20 protein-coding genes are annotated in these 19,060 nt (G+C 73.1%); 10 read left to right on the plus strand and 10 right to left on the minus strand.

Features of this window, described 5'->3' with window-relative positions; all coding sequences use genetic code 11:
- Positions 1–363: 363 nt before the first annotated feature.
- Complete coding sequence (locus EF879_RS06790) at positions 364–1,152, plus strand: sporulation protein (RefSeq protein WP_123556832.1); 789 nt, start codon at positions 364–366, stop codon at positions 1,150–1,152.
- Between the two features lie 121 nt (positions 1,153–1,273).
- Here the strand turns inward: EF879_RS06790 and dtd are convergent, their stop codons facing one another.
- The 4 genes from dtd to EF879_RS06810 all read right to left on the minus strand — a co-directional run bounded on the left by dtd (position 1,274) and on the right by EF879_RS06810 (position 5,133).
- Positions 1,274–1,696 (minus strand): D-aminoacyl-tRNA deacylase, encoded by a 423-nt coding sequence (dtd, locus tag EF879_RS06795; protein ID WP_123555928.1) that lies wholly within the window; start codon positions 1,694–1,696, stop codon positions 1,274–1,276.
- Positions 1,697–1,701: 5 nt separating this feature from the next.
- Complete coding sequence (locus EF879_RS06800) at positions 1,702–3,186, minus strand: methyltransferase (protein ID WP_199736187.1); 1,485 nt, start codon at positions 3,184–3,186, stop codon at positions 1,702–1,704.
- A gap of 73 nt (positions 3,187–3,259) precedes the next feature.
- A complete protein-coding gene (locus EF879_RS06805; RefSeq protein WP_199736189.1) occupies positions 3,260–4,459 on the minus strand; it encodes a CPBP family intramembrane glutamic endopeptidase in 1,200 nt (399 codons plus the stop codon).
- Between the two features lie 89 nt (positions 4,460–4,548).
- Entirely contained in the window at positions 4,549–5,133 is a 585-nt protein-coding gene (locus EF879_RS06810) for a hypothetical protein (RefSeq protein ID WP_123555932.1), read from the minus strand.
- 564 nt (positions 5,134–5,697) lie between these two features.
- Between EF879_RS06810 and EF879_RS06820 the strand changes: the two genes are divergently transcribed.
- From EF879_RS06820 to EF879_RS06830, 3 genes are all read left to right on the plus strand, one after another.
- Positions 5,698–6,060: a nuclear transport factor 2 family protein gene (locus EF879_RS06820; protein WP_233604278.1), complete on the plus strand. Its 363-nt coding sequence runs from the start codon at positions 5,698–5,700 to the stop codon at positions 6,058–6,060.
- A gap of 206 nt (positions 6,061–6,266) precedes the next feature.
- Positions 6,267–6,854: an HhH-GPD-type base excision DNA repair protein gene (locus EF879_RS06825; protein WP_123555938.1), complete on the plus strand. Its 588-nt coding sequence runs from the start codon at positions 6,267–6,269 to the stop codon at positions 6,852–6,854.
- Positions 6,855–7,000: 146 nt separating this feature from the next.
- A complete protein-coding gene (locus EF879_RS06830; protein WP_123556836.1) occupies positions 7,001–7,357 on the plus strand; it encodes a DUF3099 domain-containing protein in 357 nt (118 codons plus the stop codon).
- Between the two features lie 81 nt (positions 7,358–7,438).
- Here EF879_RS06830 and EF879_RS06835 read toward each other — a convergent pair whose 3' ends face one another.
- Positions 7,439–8,383, minus strand: coding sequence for a carbohydrate kinase family protein (locus tag EF879_RS06835; protein WP_123555940.1), 945 nt, complete (start codon positions 8,381–8,383; stop codon positions 7,439–7,441).
- Positions 8,380–9,297: a pseudouridine-5'-phosphate glycosidase gene (locus tag EF879_RS06840; protein WP_123555942.1), complete on the minus strand. Its 918-nt coding sequence runs from the start codon at positions 9,295–9,297 to the stop codon at positions 8,380–8,382. Before EF879_RS06840 ends, EF879_RS06835 begins: the two co-directional genes overlap by 4 nt.
- Before the next feature lie 75 nt (positions 9,298–9,372).
- On the opposite strand from EF879_RS06840, the gene EF879_RS06845 reads away from it, so the two are divergent.
- The 3 genes from EF879_RS06845 to EF879_RS06855 all read left to right on the plus strand — a co-directional run bounded on the left by EF879_RS06845 (position 9,373) and on the right by EF879_RS06855 (position 12,491).
- Complete coding sequence (locus EF879_RS06845; RefSeq protein WP_123555945.1) at positions 9,373–9,648, plus strand: DUF3039 domain-containing protein; 276 nt, start codon at positions 9,373–9,375, stop codon at positions 9,646–9,648.
- A 164-nt stretch (positions 9,649–9,812) separates the two neighbouring features.
- The gene (locus EF879_RS06850; protein ID WP_123555947.1) at positions 9,813–10,442 is read left to right on the plus strand and encodes a trimeric intracellular cation channel family protein; all 630 of its coding nucleotides are present in this window, start codon (positions 9,813–9,815) and stop codon (positions 10,440–10,442) included.
- Positions 10,443–10,763: 321 nt separating this feature from the next.
- Positions 10,764–12,491 carry a DEAD/DEAH box helicase gene (locus EF879_RS06855; protein ID WP_123555949.1) on the plus strand — a complete coding sequence of 576 codons (1,728 nt, stop codon included), beginning with the start codon at positions 10,764–10,766 and terminating at the stop codon, positions 12,489–12,491.
- A gap of 199 nt (positions 12,492–12,690) precedes the next feature.
- Here EF879_RS06855 and EF879_RS06860 read toward each other — a convergent pair whose 3' ends face one another.
- Both EF879_RS06860 and EF879_RS06865 read right to left on the minus strand, forming a co-directional pair.
- A complete protein-coding gene (locus EF879_RS06860) occupies positions 12,691–12,924 on the minus strand; it encodes a hypothetical protein (RefSeq protein ID WP_123556838.1) in 234 nt (77 codons plus the stop codon).
- A 246-nt stretch (positions 12,925–13,170) separates the two neighbouring features.
- Positions 13,171–14,850 carry an RNA polymerase sigma factor gene (locus EF879_RS06865; protein WP_123555951.1) on the minus strand — a complete coding sequence of 560 codons (1,680 nt, stop codon included), beginning with the start codon at positions 14,848–14,850 and terminating at the stop codon, positions 13,171–13,173.
- 302 nt (positions 14,851–15,152) lie between these two features.
- Here EF879_RS06865 and EF879_RS06870 point away from each other — a divergent pair, with 302 nt between their 5' ends.
- Positions 15,153–15,977 carry an inositol monophosphatase family protein gene (locus EF879_RS06870; protein WP_123555953.1) on the plus strand — a complete coding sequence of 275 codons (825 nt, stop codon included), beginning with the start codon at positions 15,153–15,155 and terminating at the stop codon, positions 15,975–15,977.
- A 240-nt stretch (positions 15,978–16,217) separates the two neighbouring features.
- Here EF879_RS06870 and EF879_RS06875 read toward each other — a convergent pair whose 3' ends face one another.
- Complete coding sequence (locus EF879_RS06875) at positions 16,218–16,757, minus strand: LytR C-terminal domain-containing protein (RefSeq protein ID WP_123555955.1); 540 nt, start codon at positions 16,755–16,757, stop codon at positions 16,218–16,220.
- Positions 16,758–17,177: 420 nt separating this feature from the next.
- Between EF879_RS06875 and EF879_RS06880 the strand changes: the two genes are divergently transcribed.
- Both EF879_RS06880 and EF879_RS06885 read left to right on the plus strand, forming a co-directional pair.
- Positions 17,178–17,474, plus strand: a complete 297-nt coding sequence (locus EF879_RS06880; protein ID WP_123555957.1) for a DUF4193 domain-containing protein — start codon at positions 17,178–17,180, stop codon at positions 17,472–17,474.
- A gap of 155 nt (positions 17,475–17,629) precedes the next feature.
- The gene (locus EF879_RS06885; RefSeq protein WP_233604279.1) at positions 17,630–18,481 is read left to right on the plus strand and encodes a hypothetical protein; all 852 of its coding nucleotides are present in this window, start codon (positions 17,630–17,632) and stop codon (positions 18,479–18,481) included.
- Between the two features lie 42 nt (positions 18,482–18,523).
- Here EF879_RS06885 and EF879_RS06890 read toward each other — a convergent pair whose 3' ends face one another.
- A complete protein-coding gene (locus tag EF879_RS06890; protein ID WP_123555959.1) occupies positions 18,524–19,027 on the minus strand; it encodes a DUF3093 domain-containing protein in 504 nt (167 codons plus the stop codon).
- Positions 19,028–19,060 lie beyond the last annotated feature (33 nt).

The raw sequence follows: 19,060 nt of genomic DNA on the forward strand, positions 1-19,060 counted from the left end.
ACCGACCCGTTATCGGTACCGGCCCAACCGGCCGGGCGAGACTTCCCGTCCTTGTGCATGACCATCGTCTGTCGCCTCCCCGCTTCGACAAAGTGGCGCGTACCAGCGGACAACCGCGCTGGTGTCACCTAGCTTGGCCGGTGGGGCGTGAAACTCCGGTGAGGCGACCGATCGGATGGCATGAATCCGGGAGGTGCACGGTGGAGGTTCGACCCGGTTCCGTGCATTTGTCTGCCCGGCCGGCCGATTCCCGTGGGCCGGCTCTTGCCCGCGATCGCTACGGTGCGACCGGGCCGGCGGTCGTGGATCCCACGGTACGCCGGGCGGCCGAGGAGCGCCGGAGTCGAACGGACGGAGGACGTGGTGGTCTTCAAGCGGTTGCTACAGGCGATGGGCGTGGGCGGCCCGTCGGTCGAGACGGTGCTGGTCAACCCCAACTGCCGGCCGGGCGGGTATCTCGAGGGCCAGATCCACGTCGTCGGAGGTGACCACCCGGTCGACATCTCGTACGTGGCGCTGGGGCTGGTGACCCGGGTCGAGGTGGAGAGCGGCGACGCCGAGTACGACACCATCCAGGAGTTCCACCGGCAGCAGGCGGCCGGCCCGTTCCGGCTGGGCAGCGGCGAGCGCCGGGACATCCCGTTCCGGTTCGAGGTGCCGTGGGAGACGCCGATCACCGAGATCGGTGGCCAGCACCTACACGGGATGACGATGGGCCTGCGTACCGAGCTCGAAGTCGCCCGGGCCGTGGACAAGGGCGACCTCGACCCGGTGGCGGTCTACCCGCTCCCGGCCCAGGAGCAGATCATCGCCGCCCTCTTCCAGCTCGGCTTCCGGTTCAGCCGGGCGGACGTCGAACGCGGGCACATCTACGGCGTCCGGCAGTCGCTACCGTTCTACCAGGAGATCGAGTTCTACCCCGGCCCCCGGTACGCCCGGGCGATCAACCAGCTCGAGCTGACGTTCGTCGCCACGCCCCAGGAACTCCAGGTCGTCCTGGAACTCGACAAACGCGGCGGGCTCTTCACCGAGGGCCGTGACGCGTTCGGCCGGTTCACCGTCGACTACGCCACGGTGGATCGGACCGACTGGGCGAGCCAGCTCGACCGTTGGCTGCGACAGTCGCTGCAGCGGCGTGGTCTTTTCTTCTGACGCCCAGCGATTCGGAGGCCCAGCTGCTTCCGCCTCCGGGTCCGCTCCTTGCACGATCCGGGTGCGCTCCGGCCGCCGTCCAGGTCGTGGCCGCGGCATCGAAACGCGGCGCCGGCGGCGGTCAGAGTTCCAGCAGCACCGTCCGCGGGCCGACGTTGACGCTCTCGACCAGCATGTGTGCCCGGAAGCGCCCGGTGGCCACCGTCGCGCCCCGACTCCGCAGCGCCTCGACGACGGCGGTCACCAACGGCTCGGCGATCTCTGCCGGGGCCGCCGCCGTCCAGCTCGGCCGCCGTCCCTTGCGGGTGTCGCCGTACAGGGTGAACTGGCTGACCACCAGGATCGGTGCCCCGGTCTCCGCCGCCGACCGCTCGTCGTCGAGAATGCGCAGCTCGTGCACCTTGCGGGCCATCGTCGCGGCGGTGGCCACGGTGTCGCCGTGGGTCACCCCGAGCAGGACGAGCAGCCCGTCCGAGATCGCCCCGACCACCTCACCGTCCACCGTCACACTGGCCCGGCTGACCGTCTGCACCACCGCCCGCACGGGGGTCAGTCTGCCACGGGGACGAGGATGCCGCGCTCGACGAGGTGGGCGACGATCGGTCCGGCCGCCTCGGCGAGATCCTCCGCCGGTACGTCGTGCGCGAGCGCCAGCACCGCGAGCTGATCCCGTAGCGGCACCTGCCCGTTGGCCCCACCGACCAGGGCCAACACCAGGGGATCGACCTCCTCGCTCCAGCGCAGCCCGTGCGACATCACCAGCACCTGCCGGTCCACCACCCAGCCCTCGTCGCCCATCGCGGCCTCCTGGCGCAGGCGCAGCCCGTCCGCGGCCCGGAAGCGGGTGGCCAGCAGCCTGTCCTCGTCGCGGGCCCGCAGCCAGTCCTGCCGGTCGAACCAGGCGGCGATCTGCTCGCCCATCGGGGGCTGCACCTGCTGGCGTAGGTCCTCGACCCGTACCACCGGATCGTCGTGCCCGCCCCGTCGGAGACTGATCAGCCCGAAGCCGATCGCCTCCACCTTGTGCGCGTCGAACCAGTCCAGCCAGGCCGCGATCCGGTCCGGGTCGGGTGCCTCACCGGCGTCGGTCAGCCACAGGTCGACGTACGCCATCGGCTCGGCCACCTCGCGCTGCACGACCCAGGCGTCCAGCCCGGTGCCGGTGAACCAGCCGGCGACCCGCTCACCCCAGTCCTCGCCGGCCACGTGTAGCCAGTTGGCCAGGTACTGCATCGTGCCGCCCTCGGTGAGCAGGTCCGGCGCGGCGGCGGCGAGTTCCGCCGCGATGCCGTCACCGACCCGGCCCGAGTCGCGGTAGCTGTGCGTCGCGGTGCCGGGGCCGACCACGAAGGGCGGATTGCTCACCACCAGGTCGAACCGGCGGCCGGCCACCGGCGCGACCAGGTCGCCCTTGAGCAGTTCCCAGCGGTACCCGTTCAGCGCCGCCGTGGTCGCGGCGAAGCGCAGCGCCCGGTCCGAGATGTCGGTGGCGGTGACGGACCGGGCGTGTTCGGTCAGGTGCAGCGCCTGCACCCCGCTGCCGGTCCCGAGGTCGAGGGCGGTCGCGACCGGGCGGCGGATGGTCGCTCCGAGCAGGGTGGTGGAGGCGCCGCCGATGCCGAGCACGTGGTCCGGCGGGAGGGGCCGGCCCGGACGGGCGCTGGCCGGCACGTCGGAGAGCACCCACCAGTTGTCGCCGTACGGCTCCAGGTCGACGCCCTGGCGCAGGCCGTCGCCGTACGGCTCGACCAGGCCACCGGCGAGCGCCTCGGCCAGCGGCAGCGGCGCGAGGGCCGCCCGGACCGCCGCCTCGGGCTCGGTCTGCCCGCAGACGAAGAGCCGGATCAGCGTGGCGAGCGGGTCCCGGTCCATGGTGGCCCGCAGCGCCGCCCGGAAGTCGTTGCGGGCCAGGCCGCTGGTGGCCCGCGAACCGAGCCGTTCGGCGATGCCGCTCGACGTGTATCGGGCGGCGGTGAGCGCCTCCCGGAGCTGATCCACCCCGGCGGGGGACAGCAGCATGTCGTACCGGTCCACGCGTCCATCCTGCCCGCCGGGGCCGGCGGCCTGCCCGCAACCCCCGGACCGGCGCGTCGAACACCCCGTCGGGTTACCGGCGGTTCCCCGGCGGCCCCGTCTCACCAACCGGTTCGGCGACGTGCTCGCCTGGCCCGCTGGGTCGGCCGCCCGATCCGGTGGTGGGCTCGGCGCCGTCGGTCCGCGGGAGATCCGGTGCGGTGGTTCCGTGAGCGCGGTCGGCGGGGCCGGTGCCGAGCGCCGTCGGCGGCGCCCCGACCGGCCAGGTCCCGGCGGCGGGAGCGGGCGGCCACCCCGTCGGCGCCGGCGGTCCCGCCGCCCCGGCGGACGGTGGCGTCGCCATCCCGGTCGGCGGCACCGCTTCGGGAGAGACGGTGGCCAGTCCCCGGCGGCGGGCCAGTCGGAGCACCACGATGGTGTAGCCGAGGTGCACCAGCACGCTGACCGCGAAGATCTCCCAGGTGGCGTCTGCCGCGGCCTCCTCGGCGGCCAGCTCACCCGTCGCGGCCGCGCCCCCGAACGCGATGAGGTTGTTGACCACGTGAAGCGCGACCGCGGCCTCCAGACCGCCGGTACGGACGGTCAACCAGCCGGTCAGCGTCGCCATGATGGCGAGGTCGGCGAAGCCCCACCGGGTGCCCCAGCCGTGCGCCGCCGCGAAGAGCACCGCCTGCACCAGGATCGCCGGCCACGGCGTACGGAGGAACGCCCCGACGCCCTGCAGCAGCCAGCCGCGGAAGACGTACTCCTCGGCGGCGGCCTGGAACGGCACCAGCACCAGGAGCACGGCCAGGGCGCCGAGGAAGCCGAGCCAGCCAGGCCAGCCCGTCCCGGCCGGTGCCGGTTCGTCGTCCCCGCCGGTCAGGGCCAGCAGGCCGATGCCCCCGCCGAGCAGCACCACCACCGCCGGTACGGCGACCAGGAGGCAGGTGCCGAGCCAGCGCCAGCGGAGCCGGCCGCAGACCGAGGAGATCGTCCCCACCGGCCGGGCCTGCACCCAGCGGACCGCGAGCAGGGTGAGCGGGAGCGCCACGGCGATGGCGACGAGGCCGACGGCGAGGTCGGCCAGCGGCCCGAGTGTGGGAGGCGCGTCGGGGGTGGCGGATCTCCCGGCGAGGTGACCGATGGCGGCCATGACCCCGTAGAGCAGGCAGATCGCCGTGAGGAGTCCGACGGCGAGCAACACGGTACCGAGTACCGGCCGCCACCAGCGGTGCCGGGCGGTCCGGGCCAGCCGGTGGTAGGGCGTACCGGGCGGAGGTGGAGTGGTCACGGCCCCCAGCCTGCCGGCCGGAGCCGAGGACCGCAGCCCCGGGAGTGGATCGGATCGAAATCAGTCGCCCGCGCCGGGGCCCGCCACGGTCACAGTCCGGCCGCGGCGTCGTACCGGCGACGCAGGTCCGCCATCTCCGACTCGCTCAACGCCTCCTTGGTCGCCTGCTCCTCGTAGGGGTCCGGGAACATCTCCCGGAGTCGGTCGATGAACCGGACCTCGGCGGTCGCCTCGACGACCTGGATGCCGGGCGGGTCGGTCGACAGGTCCATGATCAGGGGACCGGCCAGCTTGACCGCCCAGTCCCACGGACGCTTCTGCTCGGCGACGCCGCAGAGGTGGAAGCCGTACACGGTCTTCACCTCGGCGAGGACGGTGGCGTTCGCCGGCTCGAAGCCGTACACGTGGACCCCGCAGACCACGGGCGCCTTGCCGCCCTCCGGCGTGTGGCTGGTCGCGGGGTGGTGTTCGTGGTGCTGGTGTGCGGTGGGGTCGGACTGTTCGAGCACGGTCCGCATCCGGGCGGTGATCTGGGCCTTCAGGTCCACCGGATCGGCCTCCGAGCCGCCGGCGTTGGCCAGGACGACCGCCGTGCCGGACACCGCCAGCAGGATGACCGCCACCCACACGAAGCGGTTGCGGTACCACCCCGCGATGCTCGTACGGGAGATCATGATTCGTAGCACCTCGCCGGTCTGGTCCGTCGGACCTCCGGTCCGGCCGTCGCTCGACCGGGACGACGTCCGTCGGACGGTTCTGCCTTGTCGGGACGGTGGCCGCGGTACGCGTCGCCACCTCGGTACGGGTCGGCGGGGACAGGTGGCCCGACGACCGGTCGGTGGACTCGCGTGGCGGCTGCCGCCCGCCCGGCACGCCGTGACACCGGTGCGCGGCCGGACCGATCACGGCGGGGTCGGATCGTGGCCGGATCGGCGCGCGACCGGAGACGACGGCGCGCGGATGGCGATCCGCCCGATGCCGGAGAGGCTGCCCGTGGTGCTCCCGGTTGGTGGTGCCCGTGCGCAGTGTGGTTGCCCCCACACCGCGGCGATATGAGCTATTCCACCACGCTCCCGGGATGGCGGCAACATTGACCGACGTCGTGGTCCGGGCGCCGGTGCCGCGCCCGGATGACCTCGGAGGTAATCGACAGGGACCACGTGCCTGCGGGAGGGTTGCCCCGGCCGGCGGTACGGCGCGCGGGCCGTCCCGCCGATCCGATCCGAAGGGAGCAATCCGTGGACTTTTCCAACCTCGTCGAGCGGTATTTCGCGCTCTGGAACGAGCCCGACGCCACGCGCCGGGCGGCGGCGATCGGCGTGCTCTTCGTCGCGGATGCGACCTACACCGACCCGCTCGCCGACGTCGCCGGGCATTCCGGACTCGCGGCGCTGGTCACCGGCGTCCGGGAGAAGTTCCCCGGCCTGGTGTTCCGGCCGACCGGGCTGGTCGACGGACACCACGACATCGTCCGGTTCGGGTGGCAACTCGTCCCGGCGGAGGGGGGCGAGCCGGTCGTGGTCGGCTTCGACGTCGCCCGGGTGGCCGCGGACGGCCGGATCAGGGCGGTCTACGGCTTCCTGGACCGGGTACCCGGCTGACCGCGACCGGGTGCGCCCGGCCGCGGACGCCGTGGTCCGGGTGAACCGGGGGAGACGGGCGGCGCGCCGACGGACACTCCGACGTCGGCGCGCCATCCACCCGCGGCCCGGCCGGGGTGGCGCCTCGGACCCGGTGGCCGTGGATGGGGCGGGGTGGAGACGCGGGCCGGTGGGTGGCTGCCGGTCCAGGCGCCGGACCAGGCAGGATGAGGGGCATGACGCTCTCGCTGCCCATCGCCGCCGAGGCCAACGACCTGCTTCGGCGCAGCCCGCTGGCGCTGCTGATCGGCATGGTTCTCGACCAGCAGGTCAGCATGGAGAAGGCCTTTGCCGGCCCGTACGAGCTGACGAGGCGGCTCGGCCACGAACCGGACGCGGCCGAGCTGGCCGACTACGACCCGGAGGCGCTGGTGGCGGTCTTCGCCGAGCGTCCCGCCCTGCACCGGTTTCCGAAGGCGATGGCGGCCCGGGTGCAGGAGGTGTGCCGCGTCCTCGTCGCGCGCTACGACGGCGACCCGAGCCGGCTCTGGTCGGAGGCGACCGACGGCGCCGACCTCCTCGCGCGGCTCACCGCACTGCCGGGGTTCGGCCGGCAGAAGGGCCAGATCTTCGTCGCCCTGCTCGGCAAGCGTCTCGGCGTCCAGCCGCCGGGCTGGCGTGAGGCGGCCGGGACGTACGGCGCGGAGGGCGTCTTCCACTCGATCGCGGACGTCACCGACGAGGCGTCGCTGGCCCGGGTCCGCGAGTACAAGCAGCAGGTGAAGGCATCCGCCAAGGAGCGCGCGACCGGCTGAGCGATCGCCGGCCCGTTCGGCCGGCGAGGGCCGTACCGTCGCCGGGTGCCGTCGGGATCCCTGGCCGGGGTGCGAGGATGGGAGGCGGCATCCCGGGACCGACGGTGTCCGGGATCGGATGCCCCTAGCTCCCGGGGAGGGCCGTGGTGAAGCGTCAGGCGTACCAGCCGATTCTGATCACCGACGCCGCACGTAGCCAGGACGACCAGCTGCGCAGCCGCGAACGCCGGTACCTCGTGATGATGTCGATCCGGGCCGTCTGCATCATCGCCGGCGCCATCCTGGTCGGTGTCGAGGCACCACTCCTCTGGCTCTGGCTGCCGCTCTGCGTGGTCGGGATGGTCCTGCTCCCCTGGCTGGCCGTGCTCCTCGCCAACGACCGTCCGCCGAAGGAGCAGCACCGGCTCGCCAACCGGCTGCGCCGCCGGCATGTCGCGGAGACCTCGCCGCGGGCGCTCGCAGCCGAGGAACGCCCGCACCGGATCATCGACGCCGAACCCTGACCGACCGGGCGGAGCACGGGACCGCGGGAATCCGGGGCATCGGGGAACGGGGATGCGCCGGTGCCGGCGTACGGCCGGCGGTCAGCCGCGCCCGTCGGGGTTTCCGGGGTCGGGGCGGGCGCCGACCACGGCGACCGCGGCCGCGCCCAGCTCCGCCGCCCACCGCAGCGCCTCGGCCGGGCCGCGGCCGGTCACCCAGGCCGACAGCAGCCCGGCGGCGAACGCGTCCCCGGCTCCGGTCACGTCCCGCACCGGCACCCGCCGGGCGGCCGACTCGACCAGCACACCGTCCCGCTCGGCCCAGACCGACCCGGCGGCCCCGTTCTTCACCACGACGTTGCGAGCCACCTCGGCGAGCCGCCGCGCCTGCGTCGCAGGCTTACCGGGGCCGGCCAGCACCGCCGCCTCGTCCGCGTTGGCGAGCAGCAGGTCGACCTCGCGGACCCAGTCCAGGAACGCCGCCGGGCCGAGCCGCCGCAGCGGCTCCGCGGAGGCCGCGTCCACGCTGGTGGTGAGGCCGCGGTCGCGCGCGGCGGCCAGCGCGGCCAGTCCGGCCGTCCGCGACCCGGCGTCGAGCAGCGGGTACGCCGACAGGTGCAGGTGCCCCGCGTCGGGTGCCGCGGCCAGTGCCCGCCCGATGTCGTCCGGGGTCAGCCGGAGGTTGGCGCCCCGTTCGGTGATCATGGTCCGTTCGCCGTCGTCGGCGAGCACGATCACCGTCCCCGTCGGCGCGTCCGGGCAGCGCCGCACCGCACACTGCACCCCCGCCCGGGTCAGTTCGGCGACCCGGGCATCGCCCGCGTCGTCCGTGCCGACGACCCCGACCAGGGTCACCGGATGCCCCCGCCAGGCGAGCCAGGCGGCGGTGTTGGCGGCCTGGCCGCCGCCGGCGAACCGGATGCCGGCCGGGGTGTCCGAGCCGGGCGCCAACCGATCCGCGAGCACGGCCACCACGTCGGTGACGATGTCGCCCACCACCAGGATCCGGGGCGGACGAGCGCCGGTCCTCCGGGCCGGGAGGTTCATCCCCGGGCGGCGGCGACCGCGATCTGTGCCGCCAGCGCCGCGTTGCGCAGGATGATCCGGACGTTCACCGCCAGGCTGGCCCCCTCGGTGGCGGCGTGGAAGTGCGCCAACAGGAACGGGGTGACGGCCTTGCCGGTGATTCCGTCCGCGGCCAACCGGGCCAGCCCCTCGGCCAGGGTGCGGTCGTGTAGCGCCGGGTCGAGCTGCTCGTCCGGCGGAAGCGGGTTCGCCACGACCAGGGCCCCCGCCGAGACGCCGTGCGCCGTCCGGGCCGCCAGCACGGCCGCGGCCTGCTCCGGCGACTCCACCGCCCAGTCCAGGTCGAAGCCGCCGTCGGTGACGAAGAAGCCGGGGAAGCGCCGGGTACGGTAGCCGACCACCGCCACGCCCAGCGTCTCCAGCCGCTCCAGCGTCGCCCCGACGTCGAGAATCGACTTCACCCCGGCGCAGACCACGGCGATCGGGGTACGGGCCAGCGTGACCAGGTCGGCGGACTCGTCGAAGGTCTGTGCCGCCTCCCGGTGCACCCCGCCCAGTCCCCCGGTGGCGAATACCCGGATGCCGGCCGCGGCGGCGACCGCGCTGGTCGCGGCGACCGTGGTCGCGCCGTCGGCGCCGGTCGCGGCGGCAACCGCCAGGTCCCGTACCGAGAGCTTCGCGACGCCGTCCGTGGTGGCCAGCCGGGTCAGCTGCGCGTCGTCGAGGCCGACGATCAACTCGCCGCCGACCATGCCGATCGTCGCCGGCACCGCCCCGTTCTCCCGGACCGTCTGCTCGATCTCCCGGGCCACCCGCAGGTTGTCCGGTCGGGGCAGACCGTGGGAGACGATGGTGCTCTCGCAGGCGACAACGGGACGCCCGGCGCGGAGTGCGGCGGCCACCTCGGCGCCGTACCGGATCTGGAAATCGGTCACGATCGCCTACCGTACGGGCTGCGCCGGGTGTCGCTTCCGGTGGACCACCCGGCAGTGACCTGCCAGACTGGAGGGGTGAGTACACCCGTCGCCCCCCAGAGCAGTGGCACCATCCTCGAACGGCCCGTGGAGCGTCCGTTCGAGCACGGTGACCACGAGCGCTTCGCGCACTACACCGCCAAGGACAAGCTGACCGAGGCTCTCGTGCTCGGTACGCCGGTCAAGGCGCTCTGCGGCAAGGTGTGGGTGCCGTCTCGGGATCCGAGTCGTTTCCCGGTCTGCCCGGAGTGCAAGGAGATCTTCGAGGACGACAACCGGTTCTACGACCCGGAGCCGAACCCGCAGCAGTAGCCGAACCGCCGGGCCGACGGATCCGGGTGGTGGGGCCCACACCGGCCCGGGTCCGGCCCGGCGGATCTGCGCCCGTCTCGGCGGGCGTGGCGGGCGTCTCGTCTCTGGGCACCGGTGGCGGTTGCGGTGGTCGGTGCCTCCAACCGCCTCGTACGCTCCATCCGGTGACCGCCTCGACCGTGCTGCTCCTCGCCGACCTGCTCGGCGTCGCCGTCTTCGCCGCCTCTGGCGCCTCGGCGGCGGTGGCGAAACGGCTCGACCTCTTTGGGGTGGTCTTCGTCGGTTTCGTCGCCGCGTTGGGCGGGGGCATCCTCCGGGATCTGGTGATCGACAAGACCCCGCCGCTGGCCTTCGCCGACTGGCGGTACGCGGCCACCGCCGCCGTCGCCTCGGCCGCGGTCTTCTGGCTCCATCCCCAGCTCGCCCGCCTGCGTCCGACGGTGCTGGTGCTCGACGCGGCCGGGCTGGCCCTGTTCACCGTCACCGGTACCCGGGCCGCCCTGGCCGCCGGGGTGCCGGCGCTCGGTGCCTGCCTGGTCGGCATGCTCACCGGCATCGGTGGCGGCCTCGGCCGAGACCTGCTGACCGGGGAGATCCCGGTCGTGCTGCGTCGCGAGATCTACGCGGTGGCATCCCTGGGCGGCGCGGTCGCGGTGGTGGTCCTCGACTGGACCGGACTGGCCAACCCGGGGCTGCTGGTCACCGCCGCGCTGGTCGTCTTCGCCCTCCGCCTCGTGGCGCTGCGCCGCCGCTGGTCCGCGCCGGTGGCGCCGGGTGCGGCGCCGCCGCGCTGACCGGGCTGGCCCCGCGCTCGCCGTCGCCGCTCGGGTGGGGGCTGCGGGGACCGGCTGCCCCGACGCTCCCTCCCGGCCGTTCGGCGAGTCGGAGGACGGTCTCCGCGTCATCCTGACGTCGCGACTCGTGCGCGCAGACCCACGCGTCGGGCGCTCCCGTACCCGGACGTTTCGCGGCCGGATGTGACGGCCGTGCCGCTGGTGTCTCCTGGGTCGGTGGTGCTCTCCTGGTTATGCTGATATGGCCTTCGCGCTCGTTCCGGCCGCGGAGGCGTTTTCGTGTGGGGGTCGGATCTCTTCGTTCGAGGGGAGTGTTTCTGCGTGGGAGCCCCGCTGCCGGCCATCGAATCGTTCCCCGCGCTGCGTGCCTGGCAGCGCAAGGCGTTGGTGGAGTACCTGCGACGTCGCTCCGAGAACTTCCTGGCGGTCGCGACACCCGGCGCGGGAAAGACGACCTTCGCACTGCGCATCGCGGCCGAACTGCTCGTCGACGGGACCGTCGAGGCGGTGACCGTGGTCGCCCCGACCGAGCACCTGAAGACCCAGTGGGCCGCGGCCGCCGCCCGGGTGGGGATCCAGCTCGACGCCGCGTTCCGCAACGCCGACCTGCACTCGTCGGCGGACTTCCACGGGGCGGTGGTGACCTACGCGCAGGTCGGGATGGCCCCGCAGGTGCACCGCCGTCGGACGATGACCCGGCGGACGCTGGTGATCCTGGACGAGATCCACCACGCCGGGGACTCCCGCTCCTGGGGCGACGGCATCAAGGCCGCGTTCGAACCCGCGGTGCGACGCCTCATGCTGACGGGTACGCCGTTCCGGTCCGACGACAACCCGATCCCGTTCGTGACGTACGAGCGCGGCGGCGACGGCCTCCTGCGGTCCCGGGCCGACGCCGTGTACGGCTACTCGGACGCGCTCGCCGACGGCGTCGTACGTCCGGTGATCTTCCTCGCCTACTCGGGCGAGACCCGGTGGCGGACCAGCGCCGGGGACGAGCTGGCGGCCCGGCTCGGCGAGCCGATGACCCAGGACATGATCGCCCAGGCGTGGCGGACCGCGCTCGACCCGGCCGGGGACTGGATGCCGCAGGTGCTGCGGGCGGCCGACGCCCGGTTGCAGGTGCTGCGGACGGGCGGGATGACCGACGCGGGCGGCCTGGTGATCGCCAGCGACCAGCAGGCCGCGCGGTCGTACGCCCGGCTCATCGAGCGACTGACCGGGGAGAAGGCGGTGGTGGTCCTCTCGGACGACCAGGGGGCCTCGGAGCGGATCGCGGCCTTCTCCGCCTCGGACCAGCGGTGGCTGGTCGCGGTGCGGATGGTCTCGGAGGGGGTCGACATCCCCCGGCTGGCGGTGGGGGTGTACGCGACGAGCGCCTCCACGCCGTTGTTCTTCGCCCAGGCGATCGGCCGGTTCGTGCGGGCCCGCCGACCCGGGGAGACCGCCTCGATCTTCCTGCCGAGCGTGCCGCACCTGCTCAGCCTGGCCAGCGAGATGGAGGCGCAGCGGGACCACGTACTGGGCGAGCCGAAACGGCGGGAGGGGTTCGACGACGACCTGCTGGCGCGGGCGCAGCGTACGGAGCGGGCGAGCGGCGAGCTGGAGAAGCGGTTCGAGGCGCTCTCCGCGACCGCCGAACTCGACCAGGTGATATTCGACGGGGCGTCCTTCGGCACCGCCGCGCAGGCGGGGACCCCCGAGGAGGAGGAGTATCTCGGGCTGCCCGGGCTGTTGACCGCGGAGCAGGTGGCGACGCTGTTGAGCAAGCGTCAGGCGGAGCAACTGGCCGCGCAGCGTCGGCGGCGCCAGACCGGCGCCGAGGCCACGCCGCCACCGCAGCCGGCGGCCCGGCCGCTCACCGCGGCGGAGCGCCGGATCCGCCTGCGGCGCCAACTCAACGCCCTGGTCGCGGCGCACCACCACCGCACCGGACTGCCGCACGGCAAGATCCATGCCGAACTGCGCCGCCGCTGTGGGGGGCCGCCGAGCGCCCAGGCGACGATCGAGCAGCTCGAGGAGCGGATCGCCACGGTCCAGAGTCTCTGAGCCGGCGGATTCCCCGTGCCGGCGCCGGCCGGCCGAGGGGCGGCCCGGGTGAACTCCTTGACCACCTCGGTCGCTCGCACGGGCACCACGCTCCGCGACCCGAGGAGACCCTGCCATACAGACGGTCGGAGGTGCCCGGTGTGGGCACCTCCGACCGTTGTGTGCTGTTTCTATTTATTTCGCCATTAGTTGGTGCTATCTAGTTCGCCATCAGTTCGGCGCCACGCCAGGTGAATTCCGGGTCAGTCGCGTAGCGCACCGTGATCTTGACCAGCTCCTCGGCGTACTTGTTCGCGTGATGCCCACAGAACACCAGCTCACTCCCACCCGCGAGGGTGACCCGGAGCTTGCCGGCGGCGTTGCAGCGGTCGCACCGTTCATCGGCGGCTGGGGGAGCCACCGTCTCGGGCGGCGGCGTGAGGGTTGGGGTCATCGCCTTCCTCCTGCGGTCGTCACCGATGAACACTCTCGTCGGTCATTGCTCACCTATCGTGTAACACCCTCGTGGGTTGTGGCCTTCCCAGTGTGCCCCTCGGGGAGCGATGTCACACGTGGTAGAGACAGTGTGCCGTGCCACCAGGGTGCCACGTCAACGATCACCCGGGGGGAACCGATTGGGCAGCGTCGGGTGATGTACGTTCAGTATTTGATCTATTACGGTTGGTTGACTATCCCCGGTTCAGTCGAGGTAGTCGCGGAGCACCTGCGAGCGGGACGGGTGGCGTAGCTTCGACATCGTCTTCGACTCGATCTGTCGGATCCGCTCGCGGGTGACACCGTACACCTGACCGATCTCGTCCAGGGTGCGCGGCTGTCCGTCGGTGAGGCCGAAGCGCAGCCGTACGACGCCCGCCTCGCGCTCGGAGAGGGTCTGCAGGACCTGCTGGAGCTGGTCCTGCAGGAGTGAGAAGGAGACCGCGTCGACCGCGACGACGGCCTCGGAGTCCTCGATGAAGTCGCCGAGCTGGCTGTCCCCCTCGTCGCCGATGGTCTGGTCGAGGGAGATCGGCTCCCGGGCGTACTGCTGGATCTCCAGCACCTTCTCCGGGGTGATGTCCATCTCCTTCGCCAGCTCCTCCGGCGTGGGCTCGCGGCCCAGGTCCTGGAGCAGCTCACGCTGGATCCGGCCGAGCTTGTTGATCACCTCGACCATGTGCACCGGGATGCGGATGGTGCGGGCCTGGTCGGCCATGGCGCGGGTGATGGCCTGGCGGATCCACCAGGTGGCGTAGGTGGAGAACTTGTAGCCCTTGGTGTAGTCGAACTTCTCGACCGCCCGGATCAGGCCGAGGTTGCCCTCCTGGATCAGGTCGAGGAAGGCCATGCCCCGCCCGGTGTAACGCTTGGCCAGCGAGACCACGAGCCGCAGGTTCGCCTCGAGGAGGTGGTTCTTGGCCCGCTCGCCGTCCCGGGCGATCCAGGTCAGGTCGCGCACCAAGTCCCGGGGCAGCTCCTCCTCGCCCTCCTCGGCGGCGCGCAGCCGCTCGGCCGCGTAGAGGCCGGCCTCGATCCGCTTGGCGAGCTCGACCTCCTGCTCGGCGTTGAGCAGCGGGACCTTCCCGATCTGCTTCAGGTAGGCCCGGACCGAGTCCGCGGAGGCGGTCAGCTCGGCGTCGCGCCGGGCCTGCTTGAGCGCCTCCGACTCCTCGTCGTCCCATTCGAAGTCGTTGTCGCTCGCCGCATCCGCCGCATCGGCCTCGGCCGCCTTGGTCAGCTCGACCGTGTCGTCGACGATCACGTCCTCGATGTCGGCGGCGAGATCCTCGGGGTCGAGGTCGCCGTCGATCGGACCGTCCGGGTCCACCGTCTTGGGGGGAGTCGTCTTGGCGGTCTTGGTGGATCCGGCCGTGCTGGCCGACTTCGCGCCGCGCGTGCTCTTGCCGGCCTTCGCGGGCGCCCCGGTGGTCTTGGCGGCCACCTTGGTGCCGGCCACCTTGGTGCCGGCCGCCTTGGCCCCGGTCGACGCGGCGGCGCCGTCCGCGGCGACCGCGGGCTTGGCCCGGGACGCCGTCTTGCGCGTCGTGCCGGTCGCCTCGTCGGCCGCGGGGGCCTGCTTCGGCGCCGGCGACGTGGACTTCTTCGTCGCCTTGGCGGTGGTCGCGCGGGACGCGGGGGTGGCGGAGCGCGCGGCGGCGACCCGACGACGGGTGGTGCTCGCCGAGCCGTCGACCACGACGGTCACCCCAGCGTCCGAGAGCGCACGCAGAATCTTCTTGGCCTGGGCCGGAGTCACCTCAGCGGACTCGACGGTGCGCGCCAGCTCGGCCGACGTGAGCTGGCCGCCGGCGCTCTGGGCACGGGCGATCAGGGTGTCGGTGAGCGAGCGGACGTCGGCGCCGATGTGGCGGGGTTCTGTCACGAATGACCTTCCGGAGGCGATGAGCGAGCACGGCCGGTTTTCGGCCAGCGCAGCGCGAAGCGTCGCGCCGGGCCGATGTGGTTGAGGGACCCCCGTGTCCCGGGCCGGCCGGTGCTCGGCGGTCCGTGGCGCGTGGGCAGGCGTGAATTGTAACGCCGTCTGCGGCGATCATCCCGCGCCGCACGCCGGAGACCACGCCGGAGGCGCGGTCCGGGGCTACCGAGTCGGTGCATGTGTGAAGTTTGTAAGGATGATACTCGCGGCGGGGGCGTCACGTCACAGACGTGCGGGAAGGGGACGTCATGCAGGTAGGTACTCCGGCTCCGGACGAGCTGCTGAAGGTGGCGGTCGAGATCGTCCGGCAGGCGGCCGACACCGCCCGGCGGATGCGGGCCGAGGGAGTGTCCGGAATCGCCACCAAGAGCACCGCGACCGACGTGGTCACCGCCGCCGACCGGGCGGTCGAGCGGGAGGTGGTGGCGACGCTGCGGAGCCTCCGGCCCGGGGACGCGGTGTTGGGCGAGGAGTACGGCGACTCCGACGTCGCGGTGTCCGGCGGCCCGGGAGTCGTCCGGTGGATCCTCGACCCGATCGACGGCACCGTGAACTACCTGTACGGCCTCCCCCACTACGCGGTCTCCCTGGCCGCAGAGGTCGACGGTCAGGTGGTTGCCGGGGTGGTCCGCAACGCGGCCACGGGCGACGAGTGGACCGCCACCCGGGGTGGGGGCGCCTACCGGGAGGGCCGGCGGCTGCGCGGCTCCACCGAGACCGATCTCGGCCAGGCACTGGTCGCCACCGGCTTCGGGTACGACGCGGCGCGCCGCACCCACCAGGCGGGCGTGCTGAACAGGTTGATCGCCCACGTGCGGGACATCCGCCGGTACGGCGCCGCCTCGCTCGACCTCTGCATGGCCGCGGAGGGCCTGGTCGACGCGTACTACGAGCGCGGGCTCAACCTCTGGGACCACGCCGCCGGCGGCCTGATCGCGACCGAGGCGGGCCTGCGGGTCGGCGGTCTGAACGGGGCCGGACCCGGTCCCGACCTGGTCATCGCCGCGCCTCCGGCGCTGTTCGGCCCGCTCCACGACCACCTGGCCCGGTGCGGCGCCACGGATGGGCCGTAGCCGGGGCCGGCCGGTGTGGTCGGCCCCGTCGGGCCCGGCCCGGAGCGGCACGGCGGGGCGGGCGGGGCGGCGCCCCCGTCGGTCGGGTTGGGTGATCGGCGCCGTCGAGCCAGAAGATGTGGCTCCGTCCGCCGGTGTGGCGGGTCCCACCGTGGACGGTGGGGCAGACCGAGGAGGGGGCCGGGACGCGCGACCCCGGCGTCGCCGGCCCGACCGTCCGGCCGGCGACGCCGGGAACGGTCAGCGCAGGTTCGGGTCTGCGCAGGTGTTGGGGGGCAGCTGCGGCCCACCACCGTTCTGGGCCAGCGCCTGGCTCACCTCGGTGACCGTGGCCAGCTGCTTGAAGTCCGGACCGATCACCACGTCGACCACGTCGGTGTCGCGGTTCGCGTCGTACTCCGGCTTCGCCTCGTTCAGGAAGTACGCCTTCAGCACGTGGTAGGAGCCGACGGCCTTCGGACCGTACCGCAGCACCGCCACGCCGTCGATGCCCTTGTTGTTCGGCTCGTTGCCAAACTTGAGGACCTGGAACTGCCGGTTCTGGAAGTCCGTCTTGACCGAGCTCGCCAGGCCCTGGATGTCGGTCGCGTTGTAAACGTTGATCTTGATGTCCTTTGGGTGTCGCACCCGGATGTCGGCCAGCTTGTAGCCCTCGGGACAGTCTTCGGCGGTACCCTTGCCCGCCTGGGTGTCGCGGACCAGGGTGATCGCGACGAAGACCACGGCGACGACCGCGAGCACGCCGACGATGACGAGGGCCCTGACGCGCGCGAAACTCATCTACTTGGCTCCCGAGACTCGGCTGAGACAGATGCCGGCCGGCCGGACGCGCCCGGCCGCCGTTGGCTATCGAGTATGCCGGTGCCGATGCCGGTTGTCCGACCGGGTGTGGAAACCGGCGAATCCGTCGGCGCGCCGACGACGATCGGCCGATCGCCGACCCTATCTTCGTGTCGCCTGAATCACATTGGGAACAACTCCGGGCACTCGGACGTACAACCAAGCCGCGGGGACGGTATACATGCCTCGCCCGAAGGGGGGTAAGGTACCCCGCTCGGCGGGGGGTTCCGCCCGGCGGCTGCGATCCGGACGTGCGCCGGGGCGGGCAACCGGAAGCGACGGCCGGCCAGCGGGAACCGAAACAGCGTCTTCCGGCGTTACAACCGGAAGCGACTATATCGATATGGGAGAGTGAAACCGATGGCCACCGACTACGACGCCCCGCGTCGCGACGAGGTCGACCTCGGCGAGGACAGCCTGGAAGAGCTCAAGGCTCGACGAGTCGACTCACAGTCGGCCGCCGTGGACGTCGACGAGGCCGAGGTCGCCGAGAGCTTCGAACTGCCCGGCGCCGACCTGGCCGACGAGGAGCTCACCGTCAAGGTGCTGCCGATGCAGTCGGACGAGTTCCGCTGCGCGCGCTGCTTCCTCGTACACCACCGCAGCCAGCTCGCGATGGAGCGCAACGGCGAGCTGATCTGCCGGGAGTGCGCCTGATTTCCTCGGGGGGAGGGGCGGCGACCTCCCCGGGCGGGGGTCGCCGCGCGTGGTTCGACGTGCGGGGGTAGCGGGTACCTGCGTGACGTGAGCCACGGGTTGACGCGATCCCGGTGACGTGGCGCCGACCCGTCACCGGGCGTGGGAGGTCGAGGATGAGTCGTTCCGACCCGGCGCGGGAGACGCCGACGCCGGCCGAGCCGCGCGGTCCGGACGTGCCGGCACCGACCGGCTCTGCGACGCCCACGCCCGCGGTACGGCCGGGGGCGCCGGGGCAGGACGCGGAGCTGGGTACGACGGTGGCGGCGCTGACCGACGACGCGCTCGACCGGACCCGGCGGCGACGGCTCCTCGGCCGGCTGGTGGACCAGGTACGCCGTCGGGGCGCGGGTCGGTTGCGCAAACCGAGGGCGGCCCTGCGGTGGCTCACCGACGTGGTGACCGAGGTCGCCCCGCACGTGCCCGTCCGAGACCGGGAGACGCTTCGGCGGCACTTCGGCGGCCTCGACGGCGACGCGCTCGCGGAACGACTGGTACGCAACGCCGCCCGAGCCACGGCCGGGGTGGGGGCGGCCAGCGGCGGCCTGGCGGCGGTCGAGTGGGCCGCCACCCCCACCCTGCTCTCGGCGCCCGTGCTGCTGGCGGCCGAGACCGTCGCGGTGGTGGCGATCGAGCTGAAGCTCATCGGCGAGTTGCACGAGGCGTACGGCGTGTCGCTGCCCGGCACCACCGGCCAGCGCGCGGTCGTGCTGCTCCGCTCGTGGGCGGCGCAGCGGGGAATCAACCCGCTGCTGCCCGGGGTGGGGATCAGCACGGTCCTCGGCACGGCCGCCCGCACCGAGCTGCGGGACCGGCTGCTGCGACGGTTCGGCCGCAACCTGACCACGCTCGGTCCGTTCCTCACCGGGGCGGCGGTGGCGGCCTTCCTCAACGGTCGGACCACCCGGGGGCTCGGCGACCGGATCCGGGAGGACCTGCGGCGGCGCCGTCCCGCGATCGGCCGGTGACCGCCTCCCGGCGGCGGGTTCGCGCGTCCCGCTGCCGAAGGGTCAGGCCTGGCCCGACGCCCCGTCGCGTGCCGCGAGGATGGCCTCGGCGAGCCGGACCGGGTGACGCGAGCTGATCACCCAGTAGGGGGTGGGATCGTCGGGATCGTTCAGCACCACCTGGACGGCGCCGGAGACCCAGGGACGCTGCACCACGAAGGCGAGCGGATCGGCGCCGACCCCGAGCACCTCCCGGCGGCCGGCGGCGTCGAGGGGGATCGCGTCCGCGACGAACCGGACCGGTAGCCGGGCATCGTCGACCAGGAGCTCGTCGCCCTGGACCGCGATCCGGATCCGGCCGAGCCAGCCGAGCCCGGCGGCGGCGACCGGCAGCAGGACCACGAACGGCAGCCAGGCCCGGACGCCGGTCGCGCCGAGCCAGACTTCGGCGGCGAGCAGCGCGGCGAACCCGAGGCCGGCCAGCCACAGCCACCACGGCAGGGTCAGCCGCTCGACGTACCCGGTGCGGGCGGGTGCGGCGGCGGGATCGGAACTCGTCGTGGCCACGGTGTGAGGGTACGGCGTGGCGGGGCGGCCCGA

It is taken from the genome of Micromonospora sp. HM5-17, assembly GCF_003762835.1.
In the GTDB taxonomy this organism is placed as follows: domain Bacteria; phylum Actinomycetota; class Actinomycetes; order Mycobacteriales; family Micromonosporaceae; genus Plantactinospora.